The organism is Bradyrhizobium sp. B117 (genome assembly GCF_038969555.1).
Lineage (GTDB): Bacteria > Pseudomonadota > Alphaproteobacteria > Rhizobiales > Xanthobacteraceae > Bradyrhizobium.
Map to the genome: position 1 here is coordinate 3728737 of NZ_CP152414.1, position 23285 is coordinate 3752021.

The following is a 23285-nucleotide window of genomic DNA, read 5'->3' on the forward strand; positions in this document are numbered from 1 at the left end:
CTTGTGAGTCATTCATTATGGTTCCCGATCGATTATATTATGAATTCAAAATGAGCAAGCCGGCTGCCCTCATGGCGAAGCCGGCGCGTGCTCTTGGGGCTCGGTCAGGTGCTCGATCGCAGCGGTCCGCTTGTTGCGCAAGTGCTGGAACAGGATGTCGCTGAGCTCGCTGGCGGCTCTGCGGCGCAGCGCATCGAGGATGGCCTCGTGCTCGCGCATCGCCTCCGCCCAGCGCTGCCGCTTGCGGGCGAAGTTGGCGGAGTAGCGGACGCGCCGAATGCGGCCGGCGAAGTTGGCGTAGGCGGTTTTCAGCGTCTCGTTGCGCGCGGCCGCGACGATGCTCTCGTGGATGCGCTGGTTGGTCTGGAAGTAGCCGTGCATGTCGCGGTGCAGGTAGTGGCCGTACATCTCGTAATGCAGCTGCTCGATCGCGGTGATTTCCGCGTCCGTAATCGCCTCGCAGGCGAGGCGCCCGGCAAGGCTCTCCAGTCCCGCCATCACGTCGAACAGTTCTTCCAGGTCGCGCTGGCTGAGCTGGCGGACGCGCGCGCCACGGTTGGGCAGAAGCTCGATCAGGCCCTCGGCGGCGAGCACCTTCAAGGCCTCGCGCAGCGGTGTGCGGGAGATGCCGAGCATCTCGCAGAGCTGCCGTTCCGGTACGCGCGCGCCTTCGGGGATGTTGCCCTCGACCACGTAGTCGCGCAGCCGCAGCAGAATCTCGCCGTGAAGCGAGGCTTCGTGACGGTTTTCCTGGCGATCGCCGCCATTGCTGGCGGGCGGAGGGGCGATCGGAACCCCGGTGTCGGGAATCGTGGATTTCATTTCCTGCACAGTAGTTTGCCCGCTCGGGCGCGTCGACGCCAACAATCGAATACCAAATTTCGATTGAAAGTACAAAAAATGAATGCAAAATAGCCTCCAGAACCGGCCAGAATTCGCCGACAGGAGGTTTTTATGCATCAGGGACGTCATTTCCTTCAGATTCCGGGCCCCAGCCCGGTCCCCGAGCGCGTCCTGCGCGCCATGGACATGCCTGTGATCGACCACCGCAGCGCCGAGTTCGGCGAGCTCGGCCGCAGCGTGCTCGAAGGCAGCCAGAAGATCTTCCAGACCAAGGGCCCGGTCGTGATCTTCCCCTCCTCGGGGACGGGCGCCTGGGAAGCCGCGATCGTCAACACGCTGTCGCCGGGCGATAAGGTGCTGATGGTCGAGACCGGCCATTTCGCCACGCTGTGGCGGCAGATGGCGGGTCGCTTCGGCATCGAGGTCGATTTCGTTCCCGGCGACTGGCGCCGTGGCGCCGATCCCGCCGTGATCGAAGCAAAACTCACCGAGGACAAGGCGCGCGCAATCAAGGCCGTGATGGTCGTGCACAACGAGACCTCGACCGGTGCGACCAGCCGCATCGCAGAGATCCGCGCCGCGATCGACCGCGCCTCGCATCCGGCGCTGCTGATGGTCGACACCATCTCCTCGCTCGGCTCGGTCGACTACCGCCACGACGAGTGGAAGGTCGACGTCAGCGTCAGCTGCTCGCAGAAAGGTTTCATGCTGCCGCCCGGCCTCGGCTTCAACGCGATCTCGGAGAAGGCGCTGGCTGCGTCCAAGACCAACAAGATGCCGCGCTCCTATTTCGACTGGGAGGAGATGCTCAAGCCCAATGCCAAGGGCTTCTTCCCCTACACACCGGCGACCAATTTGCTCTACGGGCTGCGCGAGGCGATCGCGATGCTGCTCGAGGAGGGGCTCGACAACGTCTTCGCGCGGCATCAGCGGCTGGCGGCTGCGACGCGCGCCGCAGTCAATCATTGGGGTCTCGAGATCCTCTGCCAGGAGCCGTCGGAATTTTCGCCGGTGCTGACCGCAGTGCTGATGCCGCCCGGCCATGACGCCGACCAGTTCCGCAAAGTTGTGCTCGAGAACTACAACATGTCGCTCGGCTCAGGCTTGTCGAAGGTCGCCGGAAAGGTCTTCCGCATCGGCCATCTCGGCGAATGCAATGCGCTGACGCTGCTCGGCGCGCTTACCGGCGTCGAGATGGGCCTGTCGGTCGCAGGCGTGCCGCATCGCTCCGGCGGCGTCGATGTCGCGATGAAGCTCTTGGAGCAGCGCCCGCAAGGCAATGCATCGCCACACCTGAAAGTGGTCGCCACTTAAGCCGCGCGGGACACGCGGCTGAAAATCATAACAAGCAATCAGGGAGGGTGGAGATGAAGATTCGGTTCAAGGCCACGCATGTCGTGCTGGCGATGCTCTGCGCGATGTATTTCATCACCTATGTCGACCGGGTGAACATCGGCACCGCCGCGAGCGAGATCCAGAAGGAGCTGGGTCTGTCGAACACCCAGCTCGGCCTCGTCTTCTCCGCCTTCGCCTATCCTTATCTGCTGTTCCAGGTGATCGGAGGCTGGGTCGGCGATCATTTCGGCCCGCGCAAGACGCTGTTCTGGTGCGGCATGATCTGGGCGGCCGCTACCATCATGACCGGCTTCGTCACCGGCCTCGCGGCACTGTTCATCGCACGCTTCGCGCTCGGCTTCGGCGAGGGCGCGACGTTCCCGACGGCCACGCGCGCGATGCAATATTGGACGCCGGCGAACCGCCGCGGCTTCGCGCAAGGGCTGACCCATTCCTTCGCCCGGTTCGGCAACGCGGTGACGCCGCCGGTGGTGGCCCTCTTGATCCTGTGGCTGACCTGGCGCGGCGCCTTCGTCGTGCTCGGCTTCGTGAGCCTGATCTGGGGCGTGATCTGGGTCTGGTATTTCCGCAACGAGCCGAAGGACCACGCCTCGATCACCGAGGCCGAGCTCGCGGCGCTGCCGCCGCGCCCGACCGGCGAGCGGCCGCGCGTGCCGTGGGGCCCGCTGCTCGGGCGGATGTGGCCGGTGACGCTGACCTATTTCTGCTACGGCTGGTGCCTGTGGCTGTACCTGAACTGGCTGCCGCTGTTCTTCAAGAACAACTACAATCTCGACATCAAGAACTCGGCGCTGTTCGCCTCCGGCGTGTTCTTCGCCGGCGTGGTCGGCGACAGCGTCGGCGGCGTGCTCTCGGACAAGATCCTCGACCGCACCGGCAATGTCCGCCTGGCGCGGCTCAGCGTTACTGTTGCGGGATTTACGGGGGCGCTGCTCTCGCTGTTTCCGATCCTGTTCGTCCACGACATCACGATCGTCGCACTGTGCCTGTCGGCGGGCTTCTTCTGCGCCGAGCTCGTGATCGGCCCGATGTGGTCGATCCCGATGGACATTGCCCCGAAATATTCCGGCACCGCGTCGGGACTCATGAACACCGGCTCGGCCTTCGCGGCCATCGTCTCGCCGCTGGTCGCGGGCTTCGTGATCGACTCGACCGGCAACTGGTACCTGCCGTTCCTGATGTCGATGGGCCTGCTGCTGCTCGGCGGATTTTCGGCCTTCCTGATGCATCCGGAACGCCCGTTCACCGTGGCCGAGGGCCACCTGCCCTCAGGCCGGGTGGTGGCTGCGGAGTAGGGGCGTTCACAATTGCCCGTCATGCCCGGGCTTGTCCCGCCTGCGCGGCCGAAGCCGCTTCGGCGCGCATCCACGTTCTTCGCGCTGCGGGGCAAGGCGTGGATGGCTGGGACAAGCCCGGCCATGTGGAAATAGGGGCGGCGGGGGGCCCGCCGGTTATGCATGGGAGACGCCTTTAGGAGACGGGACAAGCCGGTCAAATGGTGCTATTCGGCGGCCACCAAAATCAAGGCTAGACCGGGAAGGACGCCGATGACCGTGCATACTGGAAGGCATTTCTTACAGATTCCAGGACCGACCAATGTGCCCGACCGCGTGCTGCGGGCGATGGACATGCCGACGCTGGACCATCGCGGTCCGGAGTTCGCCGAACTCGGTTTCGCCGTCCTCGCCGCGATGCAGCGCGTGTTCCGCACCAAGCAGCCCGTGATCATCTTCCCCTCGTCGGGCACCGGCGCCTGGGAAGCGGCGATGGTCAACGTGTTCGCGCCCGGCGACAAGGTCTTGATGTGCGAGACAGGCCAGTTCGCCGTGCTGTGGCGCGGCATCGCCGACAAGTTCAAGCTCGACGTCGACTTCATCCCGAGCGACTGGCGCCATGGCGCCGACCTCGCCGAGATCGAGCAGCGCCTTGCCGCCGACCAGCAGCACAAGATCAAGGCGGTCTGCGTCGTCCACAACGAGACCTCGACCGGCTGCCTGACGCCGCCCCTGGAGGTGCGCAAGATCCTCGATCGCGTGAAGCACCCGGCGCTGCTGATGGTCGACACCATCTCCGGCCTCGGCTCGATGGAATACGAGCACGACGCCTGGGGCATCGACGTCTCGGTTGCGGGCTCGCAGAAGGGCCTGATGCTGCCGCCGGGCCTCGGCTTCAACGCCGTGTCGGAGAAGGCGCTCAACGTCGCCAAGACCAATCCGGGCATGCGCTCCTATTGGGACTGGCAGGAGGTCATCTCCTTCAACAAGCTCGGCACCTTCCCCTATACGCCGGCGACCAATCTGCTCTACGGCCTGCGCGAAGCGGTGAAGATGCTGGAGGAGGAGGGCCTCGAGAACGTCTGGGCCCGCCACAAGCGCCACAGCGCGGCGACGCGCGCCGCGGTCAAGGTCTGGGGCCTCGAGACGCAGTGCGCCGATCCCGCCGCGCATTCGCCGGCGCTGACCGGCGTGCGCGTCCCGGAAGGGTTTGACGCCGACGCCTTCCGCAAGGTGGTGCTGGAGAATTTCGACATGTCGCTCGGCACCGGCCTGAACAAGGTCAAGGGCAAGGTGTTCCGCATCGGCCACATCGGCCATTTCAACGATCTGATGCTGATGGGCACGCTTGCCGGCGTCGAGATGGGCCTCGATCTTGCAAAAATCCCGCACCGGAGCGGCGGCGTGCTGGCGGCCATGGACGTCCTGAAGGGACGCGACGTGGTGCCGATGACCAAGGCCCAGGTGGCGTAAGGTTCAGGCGGCCTGAACCAACCTAAGAAAGTGAGCGCGCGATGAACGCACCGACGACTGCCAACGAAGACCTGCTCTACTCCGTCACGGACGGCATCGCGCGGATCACCTTCAACCGCCCGCAGGCGCGCAACGCCATGACCTTCGCCATGTATGACCGCATGGCGGAGATCTGCCAGGAGATCAACGCCGACCGATCGATCAAGGCGCTGATCCTCACCGGCGCCGGCGACAAGGCCTTCGCCTCCGGCACCGACATTTCGCAATTCCGCGCGTTCAAGACCGCGCAGGACGCGCTCGACTACGAGGCCCGTATCGACCGCGTGCTCGGCACGCTCGAGCAGTGCCGCGTGCCGGTGATCGCGGCGATCGCGGGCGCATGCACCGGCGGCGGCGCCGGCATTGCGGCCTGCTGCGACTTGCGCATCGGGACCGAAACGACGCGCATGGGCTTTCCGATCGCGCGCACGCTCGGAAATTGCCTGTCGATGTCCAACATCAGCCGCGTCGTCGCGCTGGTGGGGCCTGCCCGCACCAAGGATATGATCTTCAAGGCGCGCCTCGTCGAGGCGCCGGAAGCGCTTGCGCTCGGCCTGCTCAACGAGGTGGTGCCCGACGTCGAGACGCTCCAGCGCCGCGCCGACGAGACCGCAAAGCTTGTCGCCAGCCACGCGCCGCTGACGCTCGAAGCCACCAAGGAAGCGGTGCGCCGCATCCGCCGCACGCTGTCGCGCGAGGAAGGCGAGGATCTGATCCTCAAGGCCTATATGAGCGAGGATTTTCGCGAAGGCATGGACGCTTTCCTCAACAAGCGTACCCCTGTCTGGAAGGGCAAGTAGCGCGCGTCCCGCGCTATCTTGCGCCGCGCGATGTGCGGCGTCATGACGATCGGCATCACCGTATCACAGGCAAGATGCAGCATTGCATCGCGAGGCGTATGATTCTGTCATGTGTTCGGAATAGCCTGCTGCCGCGTGATAGGCGGGGATGCTGCATGATGAGGAAGATTGGGCTCGATCAGGCTGCGAGCCACGGGGGGCGGCCGCTGCGACACATGCTCATGTTGCTCGGCGTCGCCGGCTGGATGCTTGTGGGTGCCACCGGTGCCCACGCCCAGTCGTTCCGCCAGGGTGTCGCCGCGTTCCAGCGCCAGGACTATGTGACGGCTTCCCGCATCTTCATTCCGCTCGCCGAGCACGGCAATGCGCCAGCGCAGACCTATCTCGGCTTCCTGTTCGAGACTGGCCGCGGCGTGCCGATGAACTACACGGAAGCCGCGATGTGGTACCGCCGCGCGGCGGAGCAGGGCGACAGCCGCGCGCAATATTCGCTGGGCCTGCTCTATGACCGCGGCCAGGGCGTGCCGCAGGACATCGTCGAGGCCTCCAAATGGCTCAACCTGTCGACGGCCGCCGCACCGCCGCCGGTACGGGAGTCGCGGGCCCGGATCCGCGATGCCGTCACCACCAAGATGACACGCGGGGAGATCGCGCAGGCCCGTCTGCGGGCGCTGGAATGGGCGCCGAGCCGCGAGCATTGATCGCGAATATTCCGGCTGGCGCGCCGCGGCCATGGTGACATCGTGCCAGTGTTTTGCCCGACGTGTCAAATGGATTCCGTAAAATCCGAAATTGCCCCGCGTCGGCTGACAAGTCATTGATAAAGCTGTCCCCGTCTACTGTGCATGGGGTTGTTTTCGAGCTTTTGTACGGGGCGGGCTGCCAATCACGGCCAGTGGCGGTATGAGGCCTTAGCCCGGCCAGCCGCTGAGCCAGTTCACATACCAGGTCTCGCCCAGCCAGCCGATCCAGATCGCCGGCGCCAGGAACAGCCCGAACGGCAGGAAGGCGGTCGCGCGCAGCCGCTTCCTTTGCAGCACCGCGTTGCCGACATAGGCGCCGATCGCGAGCAGCGCGGCAAGCTCGATCACCGCAACCACAGTGGCAAGATCGAGCCAGGCCCCGCACACCGCGGCCAGCTTGACGTCGCCGAGCCCGAGCCCGTCGCGGCCGCGCCAGTAGCGGTAGACCAGCATCAGCAGCAGCAGTGGTAGCGCGACTGCCACCGCGCGGGCCAGCGGCCAGAGCAGCGCCTCGATGCCGATGTCGGGTACGAACGCGCCGGCGCGGAGCAGGGCGAGGGCGAAAGCTGCGCCCGTCAGTTCGTTCGGGATGAGGTAGTGGCGCGCGTCATTCGCCGCGATCGCCAGCATCAGCGCAGCCAGGAATGCGCCGTAGAGGCCTTCCGCGCCGGGCGCGATGACGAGGCTCGCGAACACGCCCAGCAGCAGGGCGATGCCGAGCGCCAGTGAAGGGGCCGTCTCTTCGTCCGCCACCTGATCCGTCACGGTTGTCGTCTGGGCATGGTCCTTCCGGAAAGCCGCCGCGCGCTTGTCCGGATCATGCTCTAGCGTGCCACCTTGGGCGGGTTCACGGTGACCACGGGATTGCTGGTCCCGACCAGGCGGCTGTTCATCTTCGTGCGCATCTCCTCGGCGATGACATGCGCATCGACGCCGTCCTTGATCACGGTCGGCCTGATGAACAGGATCAGCTCGGTGCGGGCACGCGTGTTGGTCTGATGCGAGAAGGCATCGCCCATGCCGGGAATTGAATCGAGGATCGGAATGCCCTGGCGCTGCCTGTTCTCGGTCTCGCTGATCAGGCCGGCCAGCAGCACGGTCTGCCCGCTCGTCACCGCGATCGAGCTCTTGACCCGGCGCTGCGAGATCGTCGGCGTCAGCGAGTTGGCACTGCCGGCAGCGACGCTCGAGATCTCCTGCTCGATGTCGAGCACGACGTTGCCGTTGGCATTGGCGCGCGGCAGCACGCGCAAGATGATGCCGGTGTTCTTGTAGTCGATGGTGTTGACCACGGTGTTGTTGGCGGTCAGCACGGTCGCGGTGCCGGTCGAGAACGGCACCTGGTCGCCGACCTGCAAGGTCGCGGCCTGGTTGTCGAGCACCACCAGCGAGGGATTCGACAGCACCTTGACGTCGGTGACGTTATGCAGCGCATCGAGCACGACGCGCGGCGAGTTTTCGGAGCCGATCAGGAAATTGAAGCCGGGCAAAGCGCGCCCGAGCAGGGCGCCGGCGGCGGCGTTGACCGCGTTGCTCGTCGGCTCGGTGTTGCTGCCGATCGTGGCGCTGTTGCTGATGCCCGAAATGGTGTTGGAGATCGAGCCTTTCTGGCTCGCCAGGAAGAACTGCACGCCATAGTTCAGCTGATTGTTCAGCGTCACCTCGGCGATGGTCGCCTCGATCGCGATCTGGCGCTGCGGCCGGTCGATCTGGCGGATGGTCTGCTCGACGATGCGCTGGGCGTCCTGGTTGGCGTAGACGAGCACGGCGTTGTTGGTGACGTCGGCGGTGATCCGCACGTTCTGCAGGATGCTGTTGGCGCCGGGCTTCGCGCCGCCACCGCCCGACAGTCCGCCGCCGAGGCCGTTGTCCTGCGCCGGCGTCGCGGAGGCGGCCGGAGCGGGACGGGCGCTGAACGACGAGCCGGCGGGTCCGCTGACCGGCGTGGTGGCGCCGGCAGCGGCGGTCGGCAATGCGCTCAGCGAGGCGATGGGATTGGTGGAGGACGACGTCGTCGACATCCCGGAGCCGGGCGAGATCTGGCTCGAGGCGCTGTCGAGCGTCGAGCTGTTCGCCGAGCCCTGGTTGAGCAGCATGTCGTTCAGCATCGCCACGATCACCTTGGAGTTGCCGTAGCGCAGCGGATAGGATTTCAGGTTCACCCCGTCGGTGTCGGAGCGGTCGAGCCGCGCGATCCATGTCTGCGCGCGCTTCAGATATTCCGGCTTCTGGCTCACCACGAGGATCGAGTTGAGCCGTGCGATCGCCTGGAGCTTGATCACGTTCTGGCTCAGCCCGCCTTCGCCGGAATCCATGATCTTCTCGATCTCGCTGATGACGGGCTCCGGCGCGGAATTGTGCACCGGGAAGATGCCGACGGATTGTCCGCGCATCCAGTCGGCATCGAAGGAGAGAATGGTGTCGACGGCGGACGCCCGGTCGGAGCCGCTGCCGCTGATGATCAGCGTGTTGCGGGCGTTGTCGGGACGCATGGTCGAGGCCTTGACGCCGAACGCGTCGAGCAGCTTGAAGATGTTTTGGGCCGAGACATAGCGCAGCGGCACCACGGAGATGCCCTGGCCGGCCGCGACGTTCGCGCGGTCGACGCCGCCGGGACCTGCCTCCGGGGCCGGCAGCAGCCGATAGCCGGTGCGGTCGCGCACCAACGCGACGCCGGACATGCGCAGCGCATTCTCTAGCACGTAGAGCGCGTCCGCCTTGGGCACTGGGCGCACCGAGGCCAGCGTCACGGTACCCTGCACGCGCGGGTCGATCGTGTAGCCGACATTCAACACGTCACCGAGGATCACCTTCGCGACGGTCGCCACCGGCGCGTTCTCGAAATTGAGATCATAGCCGCTGCCGCCGCCATCATCACGCTCGGCTACAGCACTGCCCTGCGGCGTTGCATCATCGCCGAGATAGATCGCAGGCTTCGACGATTTCGACTGGGCGATGCCGCTCGCGCCGGTATCTGCGGGTTGGCGCGGCTGCAGGTCGAGTGAGCGAACTTTATCGGCAATGTCCTGCGCGCGCGGATCTTTTGGGTCGGCCTCGATGGATTGGTCGGCGGTGACGATGCAGGCGCCGAGCAGGAAGGCAGACGACAACAGCACGACCGCTCCAGGCAACGCTGTGCGGAGGCGCAAAAGCGACTGGAGTAGTTTGAACGAAATATGACGAGTGCCACTTCGAGTGGCCGAAAAATGTGTTTGATCCGTCATGGATCGTATGCGCCGAAATTTGCGTCGCTGCCATTTCTTGCTAGTAAACCTATCGTGGACTCCATGGTCGTGGGCAGGCCAGATGGATGTGTTGCTAACGAGCGTGGTGCGGTGAAGGGCATGCAAGACGTCGCGGTCGACACCTTCAAACAGCATCTTCTTGCAAAGCGCTCGTTGCCGTCACGTGCGCTTGCGCGCCTCGATGGTCCGACAGATACCGGATCCGGTCGGTCGCTTCGCGAGCTGTGGGAGACAATGGACCTTTCGTCAGCTGAATTTGCCGACGAGGTCTCGGAACATTTTCGGCTGCCGCGGCTGGGTCTTCCGCAGTTACTGTCAATCACGCCTTGCCTCGACGGCTTCTCACATAGATTCCTGCGGGAATCGACCATATTTCCATTCCGCTCTTCGAACGGAACTTATGGAATAGCGATTGCCGATCCTTTGGATGCCGCCGCCATCCGCGCCGCCGAGATTGTCTTCGGCACGCGGGTCGACATTGTCGTCGCGTCGTATGAAGATATTACGACAGCTCTCGACCAAAGGACCGGCGCCGCCGAAACAAGTGCGGACGAAGGCGTCCGGTTGCAGCAGCAGTCCGACGACGACATCGAAAGCCTGCGCGATCTCGCCAGCGGCGCACCTGTGGTGCGCGCGCTCAACGATCTATTGGAGCGCGCGGTGGACTTGCGTGCCAGTGACATTCACGTCGAGCCGTTCCGCGCCGGGCTCACGGTGCGCATGCGCGTGGACGGCCTGCTGCGCGCGCTGCCGTCGCCGCAAGCCATCCCGCCGCAGGCGCTGATCTCGCGCATCAAGATTCTCGCCAGCCTCAACATCGCCGAACGGCGCCTGCCGCAGGACGGCGCCGCGCGCGTGCGCGTCGGGCGCAGCGAGATCGACGTTCGCGTCGCCACCATGCCGACGCAGCATGGCGAGAGCGCCGTCATCCGTCTGTTGCCGCGCGACCGCGGCCTGCTGGAGATGAGCAAGCTCGGGCTCGGCGCGCGGGACGAGGGCGCGATGACGCGGATGCTGGCGATGCCGCACGGCATGATCGTGATCACCGGGCCGACCGGCAGCGGCAAGACCACCACGCTTGCGACCATGCTGTCGATCCTGAACGAGCCGACACGCAAGATCCTCACCATCGAGGATCCCGTCGAGTACGAGATCCCGGGCATCAACCAGTCGCAGGTCAAGCCGTCGATCGGGCTGACCTTCGCCTCCGCCATGCGTGCCTTCGTGCGCCAGGACCCCGACGTGATCATGGTCGGCGAGGTCCGCGACGCCGAGACCGCTCATATCGCCATCCATGCCGCGCTGACCGGCCATCTCGTGTTGACGACGTTGCACACCGAGACGGCAGCGGCCGCCGTGCCGCGCCTGATCGATCTCGGCATCGAGGGATTTCTGCTGAAGTCCACCTTGCGCGCCGTGGTGGCGCAGCGCCTCGTGCGCATGCTCTGCGGCCGCTGCAAGGTGCCGCATACGTTGACCGAGGCCGATCTTGCCAAGGACCCGCGCTTTGCGGTGATCGGCTTCAAGTGCGGCGAGGTCGTGCACGAGGCTGGCGGCTGCGAACGCTGCGGCGGCACCGGCTATCGCGGCCGCAACGGCGTGTTCGAGATCCTCGAAATGTCCGACGAGGTGCGCGGGCTGATCGGGCCGCAGACCGACTCCCACTCCATCGATTCCGCCGCGATGCGCGGCGGCATGACCACGATGCTGGAGGATGCGGTCGCCAAATGCCGGGCCGGGCTCACCACCGTGCCCGAGGTTTTCCGCGTCACGACGGTGCGCTAGAACCCATGCCGAACTATCGCTACCGCGCGCTCAATGCCAACGGCGAACTGATCTCCGGCGCCATCGCCGCGCCTGCGCCGGGCGATGTCGGGCCGCGGATCGAGCGGCTCGGCCTCGTGCTTGTCGACAATGTCACGCCGGAGGAGGGCGGCGCGGCCGGCGGTGTCTTCAGCCTCTTCAACAAGCCGAAGCCGGAAGACGTCACCATCTTCACCCGCGACCTCGCGCTGCTGCTGCGCGCCGGCGCCCGCATCAACGACGGGTTGGAACTGCTCGCAGCCGATCCCGATTTCGGCCGGCTGCGCCCGGTCGTGGCCGACATCCGTTCGCGCGTGGTTTCAGGCGAAAGCTTTGCCGAGGCGCTGGCGCGGCACGAGGGACTGTTCCCGCCGATGTATATCGCGCTGGTCCGGGTTGGCGAAGCCTCGGGATCCCTCGATCAGGTGCTGGAGGTGTTGGCCGGCGAGCGCGCGCGCAGCGAGGCCCTGCGGCGCCGGCTGTCGGATGCGATCCGCTATCCGATATTCGTGCTCGGTGCTGCCGGCTGCGTGCTGCTGTTCTTCCTCAGCTTCGTGCTGCCGCAGTTTGCCAGCGTGCTGCAGGATTTCGGCGCCAAGGTCGATCCGGTGGTCGGCGTCTTCCTCAACATCTCGACCTTCCTGCGCGGCAATTCGGACACGATGCTGGCCGGGCTTGCCGTTACGATCGCGGCGGTATGGTTGTTGCTGCGGCAGCAGCGCATCCGCCGTGGCATCACCAATGCGATCGTGCGCCTGCCGGCGATCCGCAATGTGATGAGTGCGTACCGGACGGCGCTGTTCTGCCGCAATCTCGGCCTGCTGCTCGGCAGCGGCGTCAATCTCACCACCACGCTGCGCATCCTGATCGACATGATGGCGACGACCGGACCGTCCACGGTCTGGAGCGAGGCCGCCGATCGCGTTCGCCATGGGTCGAAGCTTTCCGACGCGCTGGCCGAAACCGAGGCGCTGCCGGCGATGGCGGTGCGCATGCTCCGGCTCGGCGACGAGACCGGGCAGTTGCCGATGCTCTCGGGGCGCGTCGCCGAATTCTACGAAACGAAGTTGCAGCGAACGCTCGACCGTGCGGTCGGCATCGCGGGGCCGGCGGCGATCATCGCGATCTCGCTGGTGGTCGGCGGCCTGATCACCTCGGTGATGACGGCGCTGATGTCGGTGAGCCAGATTGTCGGTTAGGCCAGGCAGCGCGAGTAACATGTAAGGGAGAGACGTGAAGTGACCAAACATCCATCGTCAAAGCGCGGCCGGCGGCGCGCAGGTCGAGGCGAGGCCGGCTTCACGCTCGTCGAGATGCTGGTCGTCATCACCATCATCGGGATGATCATGGCGCTGGTCGGCCCGCGGGTGCTGAACTATCTCAGCGAGTCCAAGGCGAAGGCGGCGAAGATCCAGATCGAGAGCTTTTCCAGTGCGCTCGATCTCTATTACCTCGATCTCGGCCGCTATCCGACGTCGAACGAGGGCCTCACCGCGCTGACCCGTAGCAACAACCAGGCGGGCTGGAACGGGCCCTATTTGCGCGGCGGCATGGTGCCGAACGATCCCTGGGGTCACCTCTACGTCTATCGCTCTCCGGGCGCGAGCTCGCCCTACGAGATCATCTCGCTCGGATCGGACGGTCAGGAAGGCGGCAGTGGAACGGCGGCCGACATTGTCAGCGGCGCGCGCTGAGGGTCTCGTCGACGCGCGCGGCTTCGCGCTGATCGAGATCCTGTGCGTGCTTGCCATCATCGGCTTGCTCGCGGCGATCATCCTGCCGGCTGTCCCGCACACGACGACGCGCGCCAAGCTGGAGAGCTATGCGGTCGAGACCGCAGCCCTGCTGAAAGCCGACCGCAACGCGGCGCTGCGCCGGCAGACCAGGGTGACGACCACGGTGGATGCGGAGGCGCGTGCGATCCGTTCCGGCGTCACCGGGCAAATCATCCGCCTGCCCCGCGACGTGGTCGTGGCGGCGACGCTGGCCTCGCGCTGTGCCGACCGGGCGGCCGGGCAGTCGATCGATTTCTTTCCGTCGGGCATGTCGTGCGGCGGCACGATCGCGCTGGCGCGGCCCGGCATGGGCTATGAGGTGCGCGTCAACTGGCTGACCGGAGGCGTCGAGATTGTCCCGCAGAAACTGCTCTGACGGCGCCGCCGGCTTCACCTTGATCGAGGCGTTGGTGGCGCTCGCGATCATCGTGGCGGTGCTCGGAACCATCGGCTCGGTCATCGCCACGACGGCGAAGGGCACGCGTTCGATCGACCAGCGTCTGGCGCTGGCCGGCACCGCCGAGCGGCTGCTCGCGGATCTGCCGCCGCGGGCCTTGCTCAAGCCGGGCCGGCAGAGCGGCGAGCTGGCCGGCAGCCGCTGGCGCGTCGATATCGCACCGATGAACGTGCCGGGCGACGATCCCGCCGCCAACCGCTTCGTGCCAATGGCCGTCAATCTGCGCCTCCAGCGCGCCGACGGGGTCGCGATCCAGATCACGACGGTGAAGCTGGTGCCGAGGACCACACAATGAAGCGCCTGCACCGCACGCTCGCGGATGAAGCGGGCTTCACCCTGCTCGAAGTGTTGCTTGCGACACTGCTGATGACCGTCATCCTGGCGGCGCTGGCGACGGTGACGGCACAATGGCTGCCGAACTGGAATCGCGGCATCGCCCGTGTGCAGCGCGCCGAGCGTCTGGCAACCGGGCTCGATCGCATTGTCGCCGACCTGTCGGTCGCCGAGCAGATCACCGTGAACGGTGATGCCAAGGTGCCGCTGTTCGACGGCGCCGAATTGTCGGTGACCTTCCTGCGCACGGCGATCGGCCCAAGCACGCGGCCGGGCCTCGAGTTCATCCGCCTGATCGAGAAGGCGGACTCGCAGGGGCTAGCACTGGTGCGCGAGCGCGCGCCGTTCCAGCCGATGCCGACCGACGGGCAGATCCGCTTCGTCGATCAGGTCGTGCTGATCCGTGCGCCGTTCCGCGTGAGCTTCTCCTATGCCGGGCCGGACGGCCAGTGGCAGCCGACCTGGCGCGGCCAGCCGCAGCTGCCCGATCGCATCCGCATCACCGTGCGCAACAGCGCCACCGGACAGGTGCTCGCGGTCTCGGGCGCGGTGATCCCGCACATCACGGCGCCCACCGAATGCGCGCGGGCCAAGAATCCGGCGACCTGCGTCGCGGCGCGCGGCGCGCCGCAACAGGCGCCGAAAGAGGAGCAGCAATTGTGAGCCGCCCGGCGCAGAATTGCGCAGAGCTGCGCGATCCCCGCGGCTTCATCGTCGTCGCGGTGCTCTGGATGCTGGCGGCGCTGGCGACGCTCGCGCTGATCTATCTGACCTATGTCACCAACACGGCCGTCACCGTCGCCGTCAACGCCGACCGGTTACAGACCGATGCGCTGATCAACGCCGGGCTCGAGCTCACGGCCTACCGGCTCTCGGCACAGAACGAAGCCGTGCGTCCGACCAGCGGCACCTTCAATGCCCGCGTTGGCGCCGGCCGAGTCAGCGTGACGTTCCGCTCGGAGGCCGCGCGCGTCGATCTCAACATGGCGCCGAAGCCGATGCTGGCGGGCCTGATGACGGCGCTCGGCGTCTCCGCGAGCGACGCGCCCGTCTATGCCGACCGGATCCTCGCCTGGCGCACCTCGACGGAGGCCGGCCAGGACAGTCCGGAGGATTCCTACTACCGCACGCTGGGTGCGCCCTATCTGCCGCGCCATGCACCGTTTCCGCACAGTGACGAGCTCTGGCTCGTGCGCGGCATTCCGGCGGCCGTCATCGAGCGTGTGCTGCCTTTCGTCACCGTGTTCAGCAACATGCGGACGGTGAATCTGCTCGACGCAGCGCCCCAGGTGCTGGCGGCGCTGCCGGGCATGACGCCCGAGACGCTGCAACAGGTGCTGCGCGACCGCACGGATCCCAAGGTCGATCCGCGCTCCCTGGTCAGCCTCGCCGGGAGTGCCAATGCGACGACCGACGGCTCGCGGGCATACCGGCTGACGGTCGTGGCCGAGGCGCCGTCGCATCGGCGCAACTCGGCCGAGATCGTCATCCTGCTTCTCGAAGGCAGCGATGAGCCCTATCGTGTATTGTCGTGGCACAACGCCTATGACGGCTCTGCCGGAAAGCCCCTGTGAGATGAGTTCGCTCGATTCCCTTCGCGCCATTCTCGATGCCTGGACCGGCACCGTGGCCGCCACGGCGGTTGCCGGCCTCGAGCGGATGGTGTCGCCGCGCGTGGTGCGGCTGGTCGAGACCGAGACCGGCGCGTTCGCGCTGGAGACGGCGAAGCCGGAGAACGGTTCGAAGGAGATCGCGTTCGAGGACGGCAAGTTCGCAAGTCCCAACCTCGCGCAGATCGTCCGCGGCAGCCGCGTCGAGATCGTGCTGCGGCCGGCGCGCTTCCTCTTCCGTCCGCTGGAGCTGCCGGCGCGCGCGGCCGATTTCCTCGAAGGCATCGTGCGGGCGCAGATCGACCGGCTGACGCCGTGGAGCGCAGGCGATGCTGTGTTCGGCTGCAGCGCTCCGGTGGCGCATGGCAGCGAGAGCATCACCACCGAAATCGCGGCGGCACCGCGCAAGCTGGCGATGAGCTATGTCGAGGCAGTCGCACCCTTCCATCCGGCCGCGATCGCGGTCGCGACGCAGGCGGCCGAGGGCGGACGCATCATCAAGGTATTCGAGCAGAGATCGCGCGGGGCCATCGACCCGGCCCGGTTGAGCCGGACGCTGCAACTGGTGCTGGCTTTCGCCGCCGTCGCCGCGGTGATCGGATCGGTCGCCGCAGGTTATCTCGCCGACAGTCTCAGCGCGCAGGAAAGCGAGCTCGAACGGCAGATCACCCAGCGCCGCGCCGCGCTGCGCGGCGCCGACGGCGGCGAGCGTTCGCCGCTCGCACAGCTGGAACGCCGCAAATACGAGACGCCGGCGAGCGTGATCGTGCTGGAATCGCTCAGCCGGATATTGCCTGATCATACCTATGTCACCGAGCTGCATCTGGCCGGCAACAAGCTCCAGATCGGCGGCATCACCCGCGATGCGCCCTCGCTGATCCCGCTGATCGAGCAGTCCCAGCATTTCACCCGAGCCACCTTCTACGCCCCGACGACGCGCAGCTCGTCCGATCCCGGCGAGCGTTTCCACATCGAGGCGCAGATCGAGCCGAGGAACGTGCCATGAGCAGCGCCAAGGTCGCCGGCGGAAATGCGGTCACGCGAGCGCTTGCAAGCTCGCCTCTGATCGCGGTCACGCTGTATGTGGCGGTTACCGGCGGGCTGCTGCTGATGGCAGGCCTGTCGATCGCCGACGTCATCGCTCACCGCCAGGCGCTGGCGCAGACCTCCGACCTGCTCGACCAGCTGCGCGGCCGCAAGGGCGGCGCCAAGAATGCCGCGGCAGCGTTGGCCGAGCACCAAGGCACGCCGTTCCTGGAAGGCCCGACGGTGACGGTCGCGGGCGCCAATCTGTTGCAGCGGGTCGCGGCCGCCGTCGGCAATGTCGGCGGCTCGGTGCAGTCCTCGCAGGTCGACGTCACAGGCGCACAAGTGAAGGACGGCTTCGTCGGTCTCGTCGTGAGTTGCGAGCTGGACCAGCCGGCGCTTCAGAAGCTGCTCTACAATCTCGAAGCCGGCATGCCGTTCCTCTACGTCGATCAGCTCGACGTTCAGGTGCCGCAGACCACCGCGCTGAACGAGGCCGGCACCGGCCGCGTCAGGGTAATCCTGGGTGTCTCCGGCCAATGGCAGGCAGGCAAGTAGGGGCGTTGGCCGGGCCGCCGGTTCCGGTTCGATGCGGGTTGATGGCGGGCCGCATCGGAACTAGTTTGCTGGGACGAGCGTGCCGCGAGCTTCCAAGGGAATTTTCCATGTCCGGGTGGCTGAGACCGACACGATGGGCCGCGCTGTGCGCGGCGGCCGCACTCGCGGCGCAGGGTATTGCCGAGAGCCCGGCCGCGACCTCGTCGCGCATGGATATCCTGTCCGACGATGCCGCCGGCAGCCCCGCTGAAGGCATCGATGTCGGCGCGATGCGGCCGATCGCAGCGCCGGCGCAGCCTGTCAGCAAACCCGTCCCCCGCGGCAATCCGCTGTGGGCGGTGCCGTTCTCGGCGCTGACGGCGACCCAGGAGCGTCCGGTCTTCTCGGCCTCGCGCCGGCCGCCGCCGCGCGCGGTTGCCGCCTCTCCGGTCGAAGAGGTGCAGGCACCGCTGCCGCCCAAGCCGGCCGAGGCGCCACCGCCGCTGCTCCTGGTCGGGGCCGTGGTGGGCGAGGGGGATGCGATCGCGATCCTCGTCAACCGCACCGACCAGTCGGTCGTGCGCCTGCGGCAGGGCGACACGCTGGGTGGCTGGTCGCTGACCTCGGTGCAGCCGCGCGAGGTGACGTTCAGGCAGGGCGATCGCAGCGAGATGTACTTGCTGCAGCGGAAGGTTGAACCCGCAAGTCCACCCGTCGAATAGCGCCCCGCCTGCACGGTGCGTTCCTGGATGACAGCCGATCGCGCCTATTGGCCTTCTGGGGTCTTTGATCGATTGCAGTCCATCTCGCCAGCAGCGAGACGCCATCTGTCGCGACCGGAGCAAAGCGCAGAAGATCGATTGCGCTCAGGCGCTTGCAATCCATCTCATTCCAAAGTCATAAGCGGTGCGGTGCCGGCCCGGCTTGAACTGGCCGGTATTCGCCCGCACAATGCAATCCGCGATACTTCGCGAATTGCCAATCCGAACAAGAACATAGGCAAATAACTTGGGGAAGACGCGCGTGGGACATGGAATGAAGGCCGCAATCACGCTGGCGGTCGCGATTTGCGGCACGCCGGCCTTTGCGGGCTGGGAACCGACCAAACCGATCGAGATCGTGGTGGCAGCGGGCGCGGGCGGCGCCTCCGATCAGATGGCGCGCATGATGCAGGCCGCGATCCAGAAGAACAATCTGATGAAGCAGCCGATCGTGGTCTCGCTCAAGGGCGGCGCCTCGGGCGCGGAAGCGCTGATGTACATGAAGTCGAGCGAGGGCGATCCGAACAAGGTGCTGATCGCCTATTCGCTGATCTACATGCTGCCGCTGTCGGCGAAGATCCCGTTCAACTGGCGTGAGCTGACCCCGGTCTCGGTGATCGCGCTCGACCAGTTCGTGTTGTGGGACAACAGCGCAGGCCCCAAGTCCGTGAAGGAGTTCATCGAGGCTGCGAAGGCCGCGAGCTCGCCCTTCAAGATGGGCGGCACCGGCTCCAAGCGCGAGGACCACGTGCTGACCGTGTTCCTGGAGCAGAAGACCGGCGCGAAATTCTCCTATCTGCCCTACAAGTCCGGCGGCGAGGCCGCGACCCAGCTCGTCGGCAACCACACCGAGTCCAACGTCAACAACCCCAGCGAAAATCTCGAGGTCTGGCGCGCAGGCCAGGTCCGTCCGCTCTGCGTGTTCGACAAGGAGCGCATCTCCTACACCAGCAAGGTCACGGACACGCAGTCCTGGGCCGACATCCCGACCTGCAAGGAGGAGGGCGTGGACGTGCAGTATCTGATGCTGCGCGCGATGTTCCTGCCCGGCAAGGTCACGCCGGAGCAGCAGGCATTCTATGTCGAGCTGTTCCACAAGGTGACGCAGACCGCCGAATACAAGGATTATATGGAGAAGCAGGCGTTGAAGCCGATCTTCCTCACCGGCAAGGACATGGTGCAATTCCTCGAAGAGGACGATGCCCAGAATAAGTCGTTGATGACGGAAGCCGGTTTCGTCGCGAAGTAAGATGCTGTACTCCCTCGCCCCGTTCTTACGGGGGCGCGACGAGCTTCGCTCGCGCTGGGAGGGTCGGGGTGAGGGGCTCTCTCCACGAGCTCAACTCTCACCGTCCCCGTGGAGACTCCTCCTCACCCCAACCCTCTCCCCGCAAGTGGGGAGAGGGGGAATTGGCCGCACTCCGTCCCTGACAAAGCATGTCTCAAACCGAACTTGAAATCGTCGTCGACGATCCGACCGCGCCTGAAGACGACTCCCCCTCCGTCGTTTCCTCCGGCGCGATCGAGATATGCGTCTGCCTGCTGCTGCTCGCGCTCGCAGCAACGCTCGGCTACGACAATTGGCGCACCGGCGCGTCCTGGGACGCGACCGGGCCCGAGCCAGGCTATTTTCCGTTCTATCTCTCCGTCATCCTCGGCGGCGGCAGCCTCTATGGCCTGGTCGTGGCGCTGATCGCCCATCGCAAGGCGTCCGAGATCTTCGTCACGCGCGCGCAGGCCCGCCGCGTCATGGCGGTGTTCGTGCCGACGCTGCTGTTCTGCGTGGTGACGCAGTTCCTCGGTCTCTATGTCGCGAGCTTCCTCTTGATTGCGGGCTTCATGCGCCTCGTCGGCAAGATCGCGCTGTGGAAGTCGCTGCTCACCGCTTTCCTGTTCACGGCGATCATGTTCGTCACCTTCGACATCGCCTTCGACGTCATCATGCCGAAGGGGCCGCTCGAAGCGGCCTTCGGCCATTAGGACGGACCCGCGATGGAAGCTCTCGGTCTCCTGCTTCACGGCTTCGCCGTCCTGCTGACGTGGAAGACGCTCGTGCTGATGATGGTCGGGCTCGTGCTCGGCATCTTCGTCGGCGTGCTGCCCGGCCTCGGCGGCCCCAACGGCGTTGCGATCCTGCTGCCGCTGACTTTCACGATGGACCCGACCTCGGCCATCGTGATGTTGTCCTGTATCTACTGGGGCGCGCTGTTCGGCGGCGCAATCACCTCGATCCTGTTCAACATCCCCGGCGAGGCCTGGTCGGTCGCGACCACCTTCGACGGCTATCCGATGGCGCAGCAGGGCAGGGCGGCGGAGGCGCTGACCGCGGCGTTCACGTCGTCCTTCGTCGGCTCGCTGGTCGCGGTGCTCTTGATCACCTTCCTCGCGCCGATGATCTCGTCCTTTGCGCTGAGGTTCGGCCCGCCCGAGTTCTTCGCGGTATATCTGTTGACCTTCTGCTCCTTCGTCGGCCTCGGCCGTGAAGCCAAGCACAAGACTGTCATCTCGATGGCGCTGGGCCTGCTGCTCGCCGGCATCGGCATGGACACGGTGTCGGGCAATCTGCGGATGACCTTCGGCTCGTCCGAGCTGCTCCGCGGCATCAATTTCCTCGTCGCCGTCATCGGCCTGTTCGGCATCAGCGAGATCCTGCTGACGATGGAGGAGCGGCTCGCGCTGCGCGGCCACGCCGCGAGCATCTCGCTCCGCGTGGTGCTCGGCGTCTGGAAGGATCTGCCCAAATACTGGGTGACGCTGCTGCGCTCCTCCTTCATCGGCTGCTGGCTCGGCATCACACCGGGCGGTGCGATCGCGGCGTCCTTCATGGGCTACAATCTGGCAAAACGCTTCGCCAAGGAGCCCGAGAGCTTTGGCAAGGGCCGCATCGAGGGCGTGTTCGCGCCGGAGACGGCGGCGCATGCCTCCGGCACCTCGGCGCTGCTGCCGATGCTGGCGCTCGGCATTCCCGGCTCCGGCACCGCCGCGATCCTGCTCGGCGGCCTCATGGTGTGGGGACTCAATCCGGGCCCGCTGCTGTTCGTCGAGCACAAGGATTTCGTCTGGGGCCTGATCGCATCGATGTATCTCGGCAATGTCGTCGGCCTCGTGCTCGTGCTGACGACGGTGCCGATCTTCGCCTCGATCCTGCGCGTGCCGTTCGCGGCGGTGGCGCCGATGATCGTGGTGTCCTGCGCGATCGGCGCCTATGCGATCCAGAACGCGATGTTCGACATCTGGCTGATGCTCGGCTTCGGCGTCGTCGGCTATGTCTTCAAGAAGATCGGCGTCCCCTTGGCGCCGTTCACGCTGGCGCTGGTGCTCGGCAACCGCGCCGAGGATGCCTTCCGTCTGTCGATGATCGGCTCCGGCGGAAATCTGAAGGTGTTCTGGTCGAACGGACTGGTCGGTTCGATCACGACGCTGGCGATCGTGCTGCTGTTTTGGCCGGTGATCGATCGCTTGCTCGCCCGCGTCCGATCGCCGGAACCGACGTGCGCAAGACGGTGAACATCCGCAACCTCAGCCTCTTCTGACTTTGGAAAACAGGCCGGCCCGATCGGCGGACAAGTGTAAATCGAGTTGGAGCGATCGACGTTCGATCGCGGGACGCGGCGTGATGTGCTGTTCTGGAAGCGCGCTCATCGATCGAGCGGGTGGACAGGCAATGTCGTCTCGAAAAGCCCGGCGGTGACGTCGGGCTTCGTTATTTGATCGTGAAACAGTCAGAGCCCGTGACGCTTCTGTCGCTTGTCGGCGACGTTAATCAGGATCACAATGCAAGCGTAGATAGAATTTTTCCGACCTGATTTTTCGGAGGATATCATGAGCATTGAACGTTATCGTGCGCGCAAGGGCGCCGAGATTTCACATGCGGTCGCGGCCGAAGCCCGCGGAGGCTACACGATCGAGGTCCATTTTCTGGGTGGACTCACAACCAAGCAGAAGGCGGCTTTCAAGCTCGCAGCGAACCGGTGGACGCACGCCATCGTGGGCGATCTGCCCGACGTCACGGTGGGTGGCGAAAGGATCAACAATCTTCGCATCACGGCGCAGGGCACCGACATCGACGGTCCCGGCAACGTTCTCGGCCAGGCGGGGCCGAACCGTTTGCGTCCGAAGAATGCCGGCGCCGCTGCGTTCCTGCCGGCAACCGGCGACATGCAGTTCGACACGGCCGATCTCGCAGCGATGGAAGCCGATGGCACGCTGAACGACGTCATCACGCACGAGATGGGGCACGTGATCGGCATCGGAACGATCTGGACGAACAAGAAATTGTTGAAGGGGGCCCTCACCAGCAATCCGACATTCGTCGGTACCAACGCCATGCGCGAATATGGCAAGCTCCGCGGCTCAGCGACGCTGCCCGTTCCCGTCGAAAATACCGGTGGTGAAGGGACGCGGGATTCGCATTGGCGCGACACGGTGTTCGGCGCGGAACTGATGACCGGCTTCGTCAATGAAGGCGGCAATCCGATGAGCCGGGTGACGATCGCCAGCTTGCAGGATCTCGGCTACGAGGTGAATATGGACGTTGCCCAGCCGTACCATCTGCCGGATCATCTGCACATGGCGGAGGCGGGGCTCCTCGCCGCGCGTGCCGCCATGACAAGAGGTATCGTGCTGCGGCGGATTCCGATCACGTTGCCCGAGGAAAGCTTGGGCGCTTAGGCCTAAAGCATGATCCGGACCCGAAGGGCCGCGTTAGCGCAAAGTGCGAAGCGGTTTTCCGAAAAGATCATGCTCAAACAACACCTAAAGCGTGATGATGATTCATCAATCTCATCGCGCTTTAGGGCCTGCCAAGCCAAAGGCCTGCCAAGCGAGGCGCTATCGGGCCGCAAAACTTAGGGAAACCGGATCATGGAGGGCATGAAGCGGCCGGAAGCGATCGTGCTTCCCGATTCGTCATTGATCCCGTCGGACTGCCTGATCTCGCCACCGCCCAATCAGTTCACCCACGAGGTGGCGAGATCGCAGCCGTTCTATGCCTCGCGCGGTCTGCCGAGCGGACCACCGACCGGACAGTTCGAGGCTGGAGCCAAAGTCGTTCTGCTCTATCATGACGGCGGAGAGCTTTGCCGGGTTGTCGATGCCGCCGGCCATTATGTCGACACGCGGTTCGACGGCTTGCGCAAGATGTAGACGATCGCGCAAGCCGTCGGTGCCGGCGCTCGTGATGACAGGACCGGGCGAGGAACGGCCGCGCC

The 23285-nt window shown here is 65.6% G+C and carries 23 protein-coding genes; 20 read left to right on the forward strand and 3 right to left on the reverse strand.

The window, feature by feature from the left end; all coding sequences use genetic code 11:
* Positions 1–69: 69 nt before the first annotated feature.
* The gene (locus AAFG16_RS18290) at positions 70–822 is read right to left on the reverse strand and encodes a GntR family transcriptional regulator (RefSeq protein ID WP_283085713.1); all 753 of its coding nucleotides are present in this window, start codon (positions 820–822) and stop codon (positions 70–72) included.
* Positions 823–954: 132 nt separating this feature from the next.
* Here AAFG16_RS18290 and AAFG16_RS18295 point away from each other — a divergent pair, with 132 nt between their 5' ends.
* The 5 genes from AAFG16_RS18295 to AAFG16_RS18315 all read left to right on the forward strand — a co-directional run bounded on the left by AAFG16_RS18295 (position 955) and on the right by AAFG16_RS18315 (position 6486).
* Positions 955–2157, forward strand: coding sequence for an alanine--glyoxylate aminotransferase family protein (locus tag AAFG16_RS18295; RefSeq protein WP_342740081.1), 1203 nt, complete (start codon positions 955–957; stop codon positions 2155–2157).
* A gap of 53 nt (positions 2158–2210) precedes the next feature.
* Positions 2211–3494 (forward strand): MFS transporter, encoded by a 1284-nt coding sequence (locus AAFG16_RS18300; RefSeq protein WP_342740082.1) that lies wholly within the window; start codon positions 2211–2213, stop codon positions 3492–3494.
* A gap of 252 nt (positions 3495–3746) precedes the next feature.
* The gene (locus tag AAFG16_RS18305) at positions 3747–4946 is read left to right on the forward strand and encodes an aminotransferase class V-fold PLP-dependent enzyme (RefSeq protein WP_342740083.1); all 1200 of its coding nucleotides are present in this window, start codon (positions 3747–3749) and stop codon (positions 4944–4946) included.
* Between the two features lie 41 nt (positions 4947–4987).
* A complete protein-coding gene (locus AAFG16_RS18310) occupies positions 4988–5785 on the forward strand; it encodes an enoyl-CoA hydratase/isomerase family protein (protein ID WP_094972568.1) in 798 nt (265 codons plus the stop codon).
* 215 nt (positions 5786–6000) lie between these two features.
* Positions 6001–6486, forward strand: coding sequence for a tetratricopeptide repeat protein (locus AAFG16_RS18315; protein WP_342740936.1), 486 nt, complete (start codon positions 6001–6003; stop codon positions 6484–6486).
* A gap of 210 nt (positions 6487–6696) precedes the next feature.
* On the opposite strand, the gene AAFG16_RS18320 is transcribed toward AAFG16_RS18315, so the two are convergent.
* Entirely contained in the window at positions 6697–7293 is a 597-nt protein-coding gene (locus tag AAFG16_RS18320) for an A24 family peptidase (RefSeq protein ID WP_342740084.1), read from the reverse strand.
* A gap of 59 nt (positions 7294–7352) precedes the next feature.
* The gene (gene gspD, locus AAFG16_RS18325; RefSeq protein ID WP_342740085.1) at positions 7353–9644 is read right to left on the reverse strand and encodes a type II secretion system secretin GspD; all 2292 of its coding nucleotides are present in this window, start codon (positions 9642–9644) and stop codon (positions 7353–7355) included.
* 219 nt (positions 9645–9863) lie between these two features.
* On the opposite strand from gspD, the gene AAFG16_RS18330 reads away from it, so the two are divergent.
* The 15 genes from AAFG16_RS18330 (at position 9864) to AAFG16_RS18400 (ending at position 23220) form a co-directional block, all read left to right on the forward strand.
* Positions 9864–11558, forward strand: a complete 1695-nt coding sequence (locus AAFG16_RS18330) for an ATPase, T2SS/T4P/T4SS family (RefSeq protein WP_342740086.1) — start codon at positions 9864–9866, stop codon at positions 11556–11558.
* Between the two features lie 5 nt (positions 11559–11563).
* Complete coding sequence (locus AAFG16_RS18335; protein WP_342740087.1) at positions 11564–12775, forward strand: type II secretion system F family protein; 1212 nt, start codon at positions 11564–11566, stop codon at positions 12773–12775.
* 39 nt (positions 12776–12814) lie between these two features.
* The gene (gene gspG, locus AAFG16_RS18340; RefSeq protein WP_342740088.1) at positions 12815–13270 is read left to right on the forward strand and encodes a type II secretion system major pseudopilin GspG; all 456 of its coding nucleotides are present in this window, start codon (positions 12815–12817) and stop codon (positions 13268–13270) included.
* Positions 13233–13727, forward strand: coding sequence for a prepilin-type N-terminal cleavage/methylation domain-containing protein (locus AAFG16_RS18345; protein ID WP_283085723.1), 495 nt, complete (start codon positions 13233–13235; stop codon positions 13725–13727). Before gspG ends, AAFG16_RS18345 begins: the two co-directional genes overlap by 38 nt.
* Complete coding sequence (locus tag AAFG16_RS18350) at positions 13705–14103, forward strand: prepilin-type cleavage/methylation domain-containing protein (protein ID WP_342740089.1); 399 nt, start codon at positions 13705–13707, stop codon at positions 14101–14103. Before AAFG16_RS18345 ends, AAFG16_RS18350 begins: the two co-directional genes overlap by 23 nt.
* The gene (locus tag AAFG16_RS18355; RefSeq protein WP_342740090.1) at positions 14100–14804 is read left to right on the forward strand and encodes a hypothetical protein; all 705 of its coding nucleotides are present in this window, start codon (positions 14100–14102) and stop codon (positions 14802–14804) included. Before AAFG16_RS18350 ends, AAFG16_RS18355 begins: the two co-directional genes overlap by 4 nt.
* Positions 14801–15715 (forward strand): type II secretory protein PulK, encoded by a 915-nt coding sequence (locus AAFG16_RS18360; RefSeq protein ID WP_342740091.1) that lies wholly within the window; start codon positions 14801–14803, stop codon positions 15713–15715. The genes AAFG16_RS18355 and AAFG16_RS18360 overlap by 4 nt, the downstream gene beginning before the upstream one ends.
* A gap of 1 nt (position 15716) precedes the next feature.
* Positions 15717–16757: a PilN domain-containing protein gene (locus AAFG16_RS18365; RefSeq protein ID WP_342740092.1), complete on the forward strand. Its 1041-nt coding sequence runs from the start codon at positions 15717–15719 to the stop codon at positions 16755–16757.
* Entirely contained in the window at positions 16754–17335 is a 582-nt protein-coding gene (gene gspM, locus AAFG16_RS18370; protein WP_342740093.1) for a type II secretion system protein GspM, read from the forward strand. The genes AAFG16_RS18365 and gspM overlap by 4 nt, the downstream gene beginning before the upstream one ends.
* Before the next feature lie 107 nt (positions 17336–17442).
* Positions 17443–18036: a hypothetical protein gene (locus tag AAFG16_RS18375; protein WP_342740094.1), complete on the forward strand. Its 594-nt coding sequence runs from the start codon at positions 17443–17445 to the stop codon at positions 18034–18036.
* Positions 18037–18349: 313 nt separating this feature from the next.
* On the forward strand, positions 18350–19324 hold the full coding sequence (locus tag AAFG16_RS18380; RefSeq protein WP_342740095.1) for a tripartite tricarboxylate transporter substrate-binding protein: 975 nt from the start codon (positions 18350–18352) through the stop codon (positions 19322–19324).
* Positions 19325–19512: 188 nt separating this feature from the next.
* Positions 19513–20055, forward strand: a complete 543-nt coding sequence (locus AAFG16_RS18385; protein WP_283085731.1) for a tripartite tricarboxylate transporter TctB family protein — start codon at positions 19513–19515, stop codon at positions 20053–20055.
* Positions 20056–20067: 12 nt separating this feature from the next.
* Positions 20068–21582 (forward strand): tripartite tricarboxylate transporter permease, encoded by a 1515-nt coding sequence (locus AAFG16_RS18390; RefSeq protein WP_283085732.1) that lies wholly within the window; start codon positions 20068–20070, stop codon positions 21580–21582.
* Positions 21583–21897: 315 nt separating this feature from the next.
* Positions 21898–22746, forward strand: coding sequence for a leishmanolysin-related zinc metalloendopeptidase (locus AAFG16_RS18395; protein ID WP_283085734.1), 849 nt, complete (start codon positions 21898–21900; stop codon positions 22744–22746).
* A 192-nt stretch (positions 22747–22938) separates the two neighbouring features.
* The gene (locus AAFG16_RS18400; RefSeq protein ID WP_092219978.1) at positions 22939–23220 is read left to right on the forward strand and encodes a hypothetical protein; all 282 of its coding nucleotides are present in this window, start codon (positions 22939–22941) and stop codon (positions 23218–23220) included.
* Positions 23221–23285 lie beyond the last annotated feature (65 nt).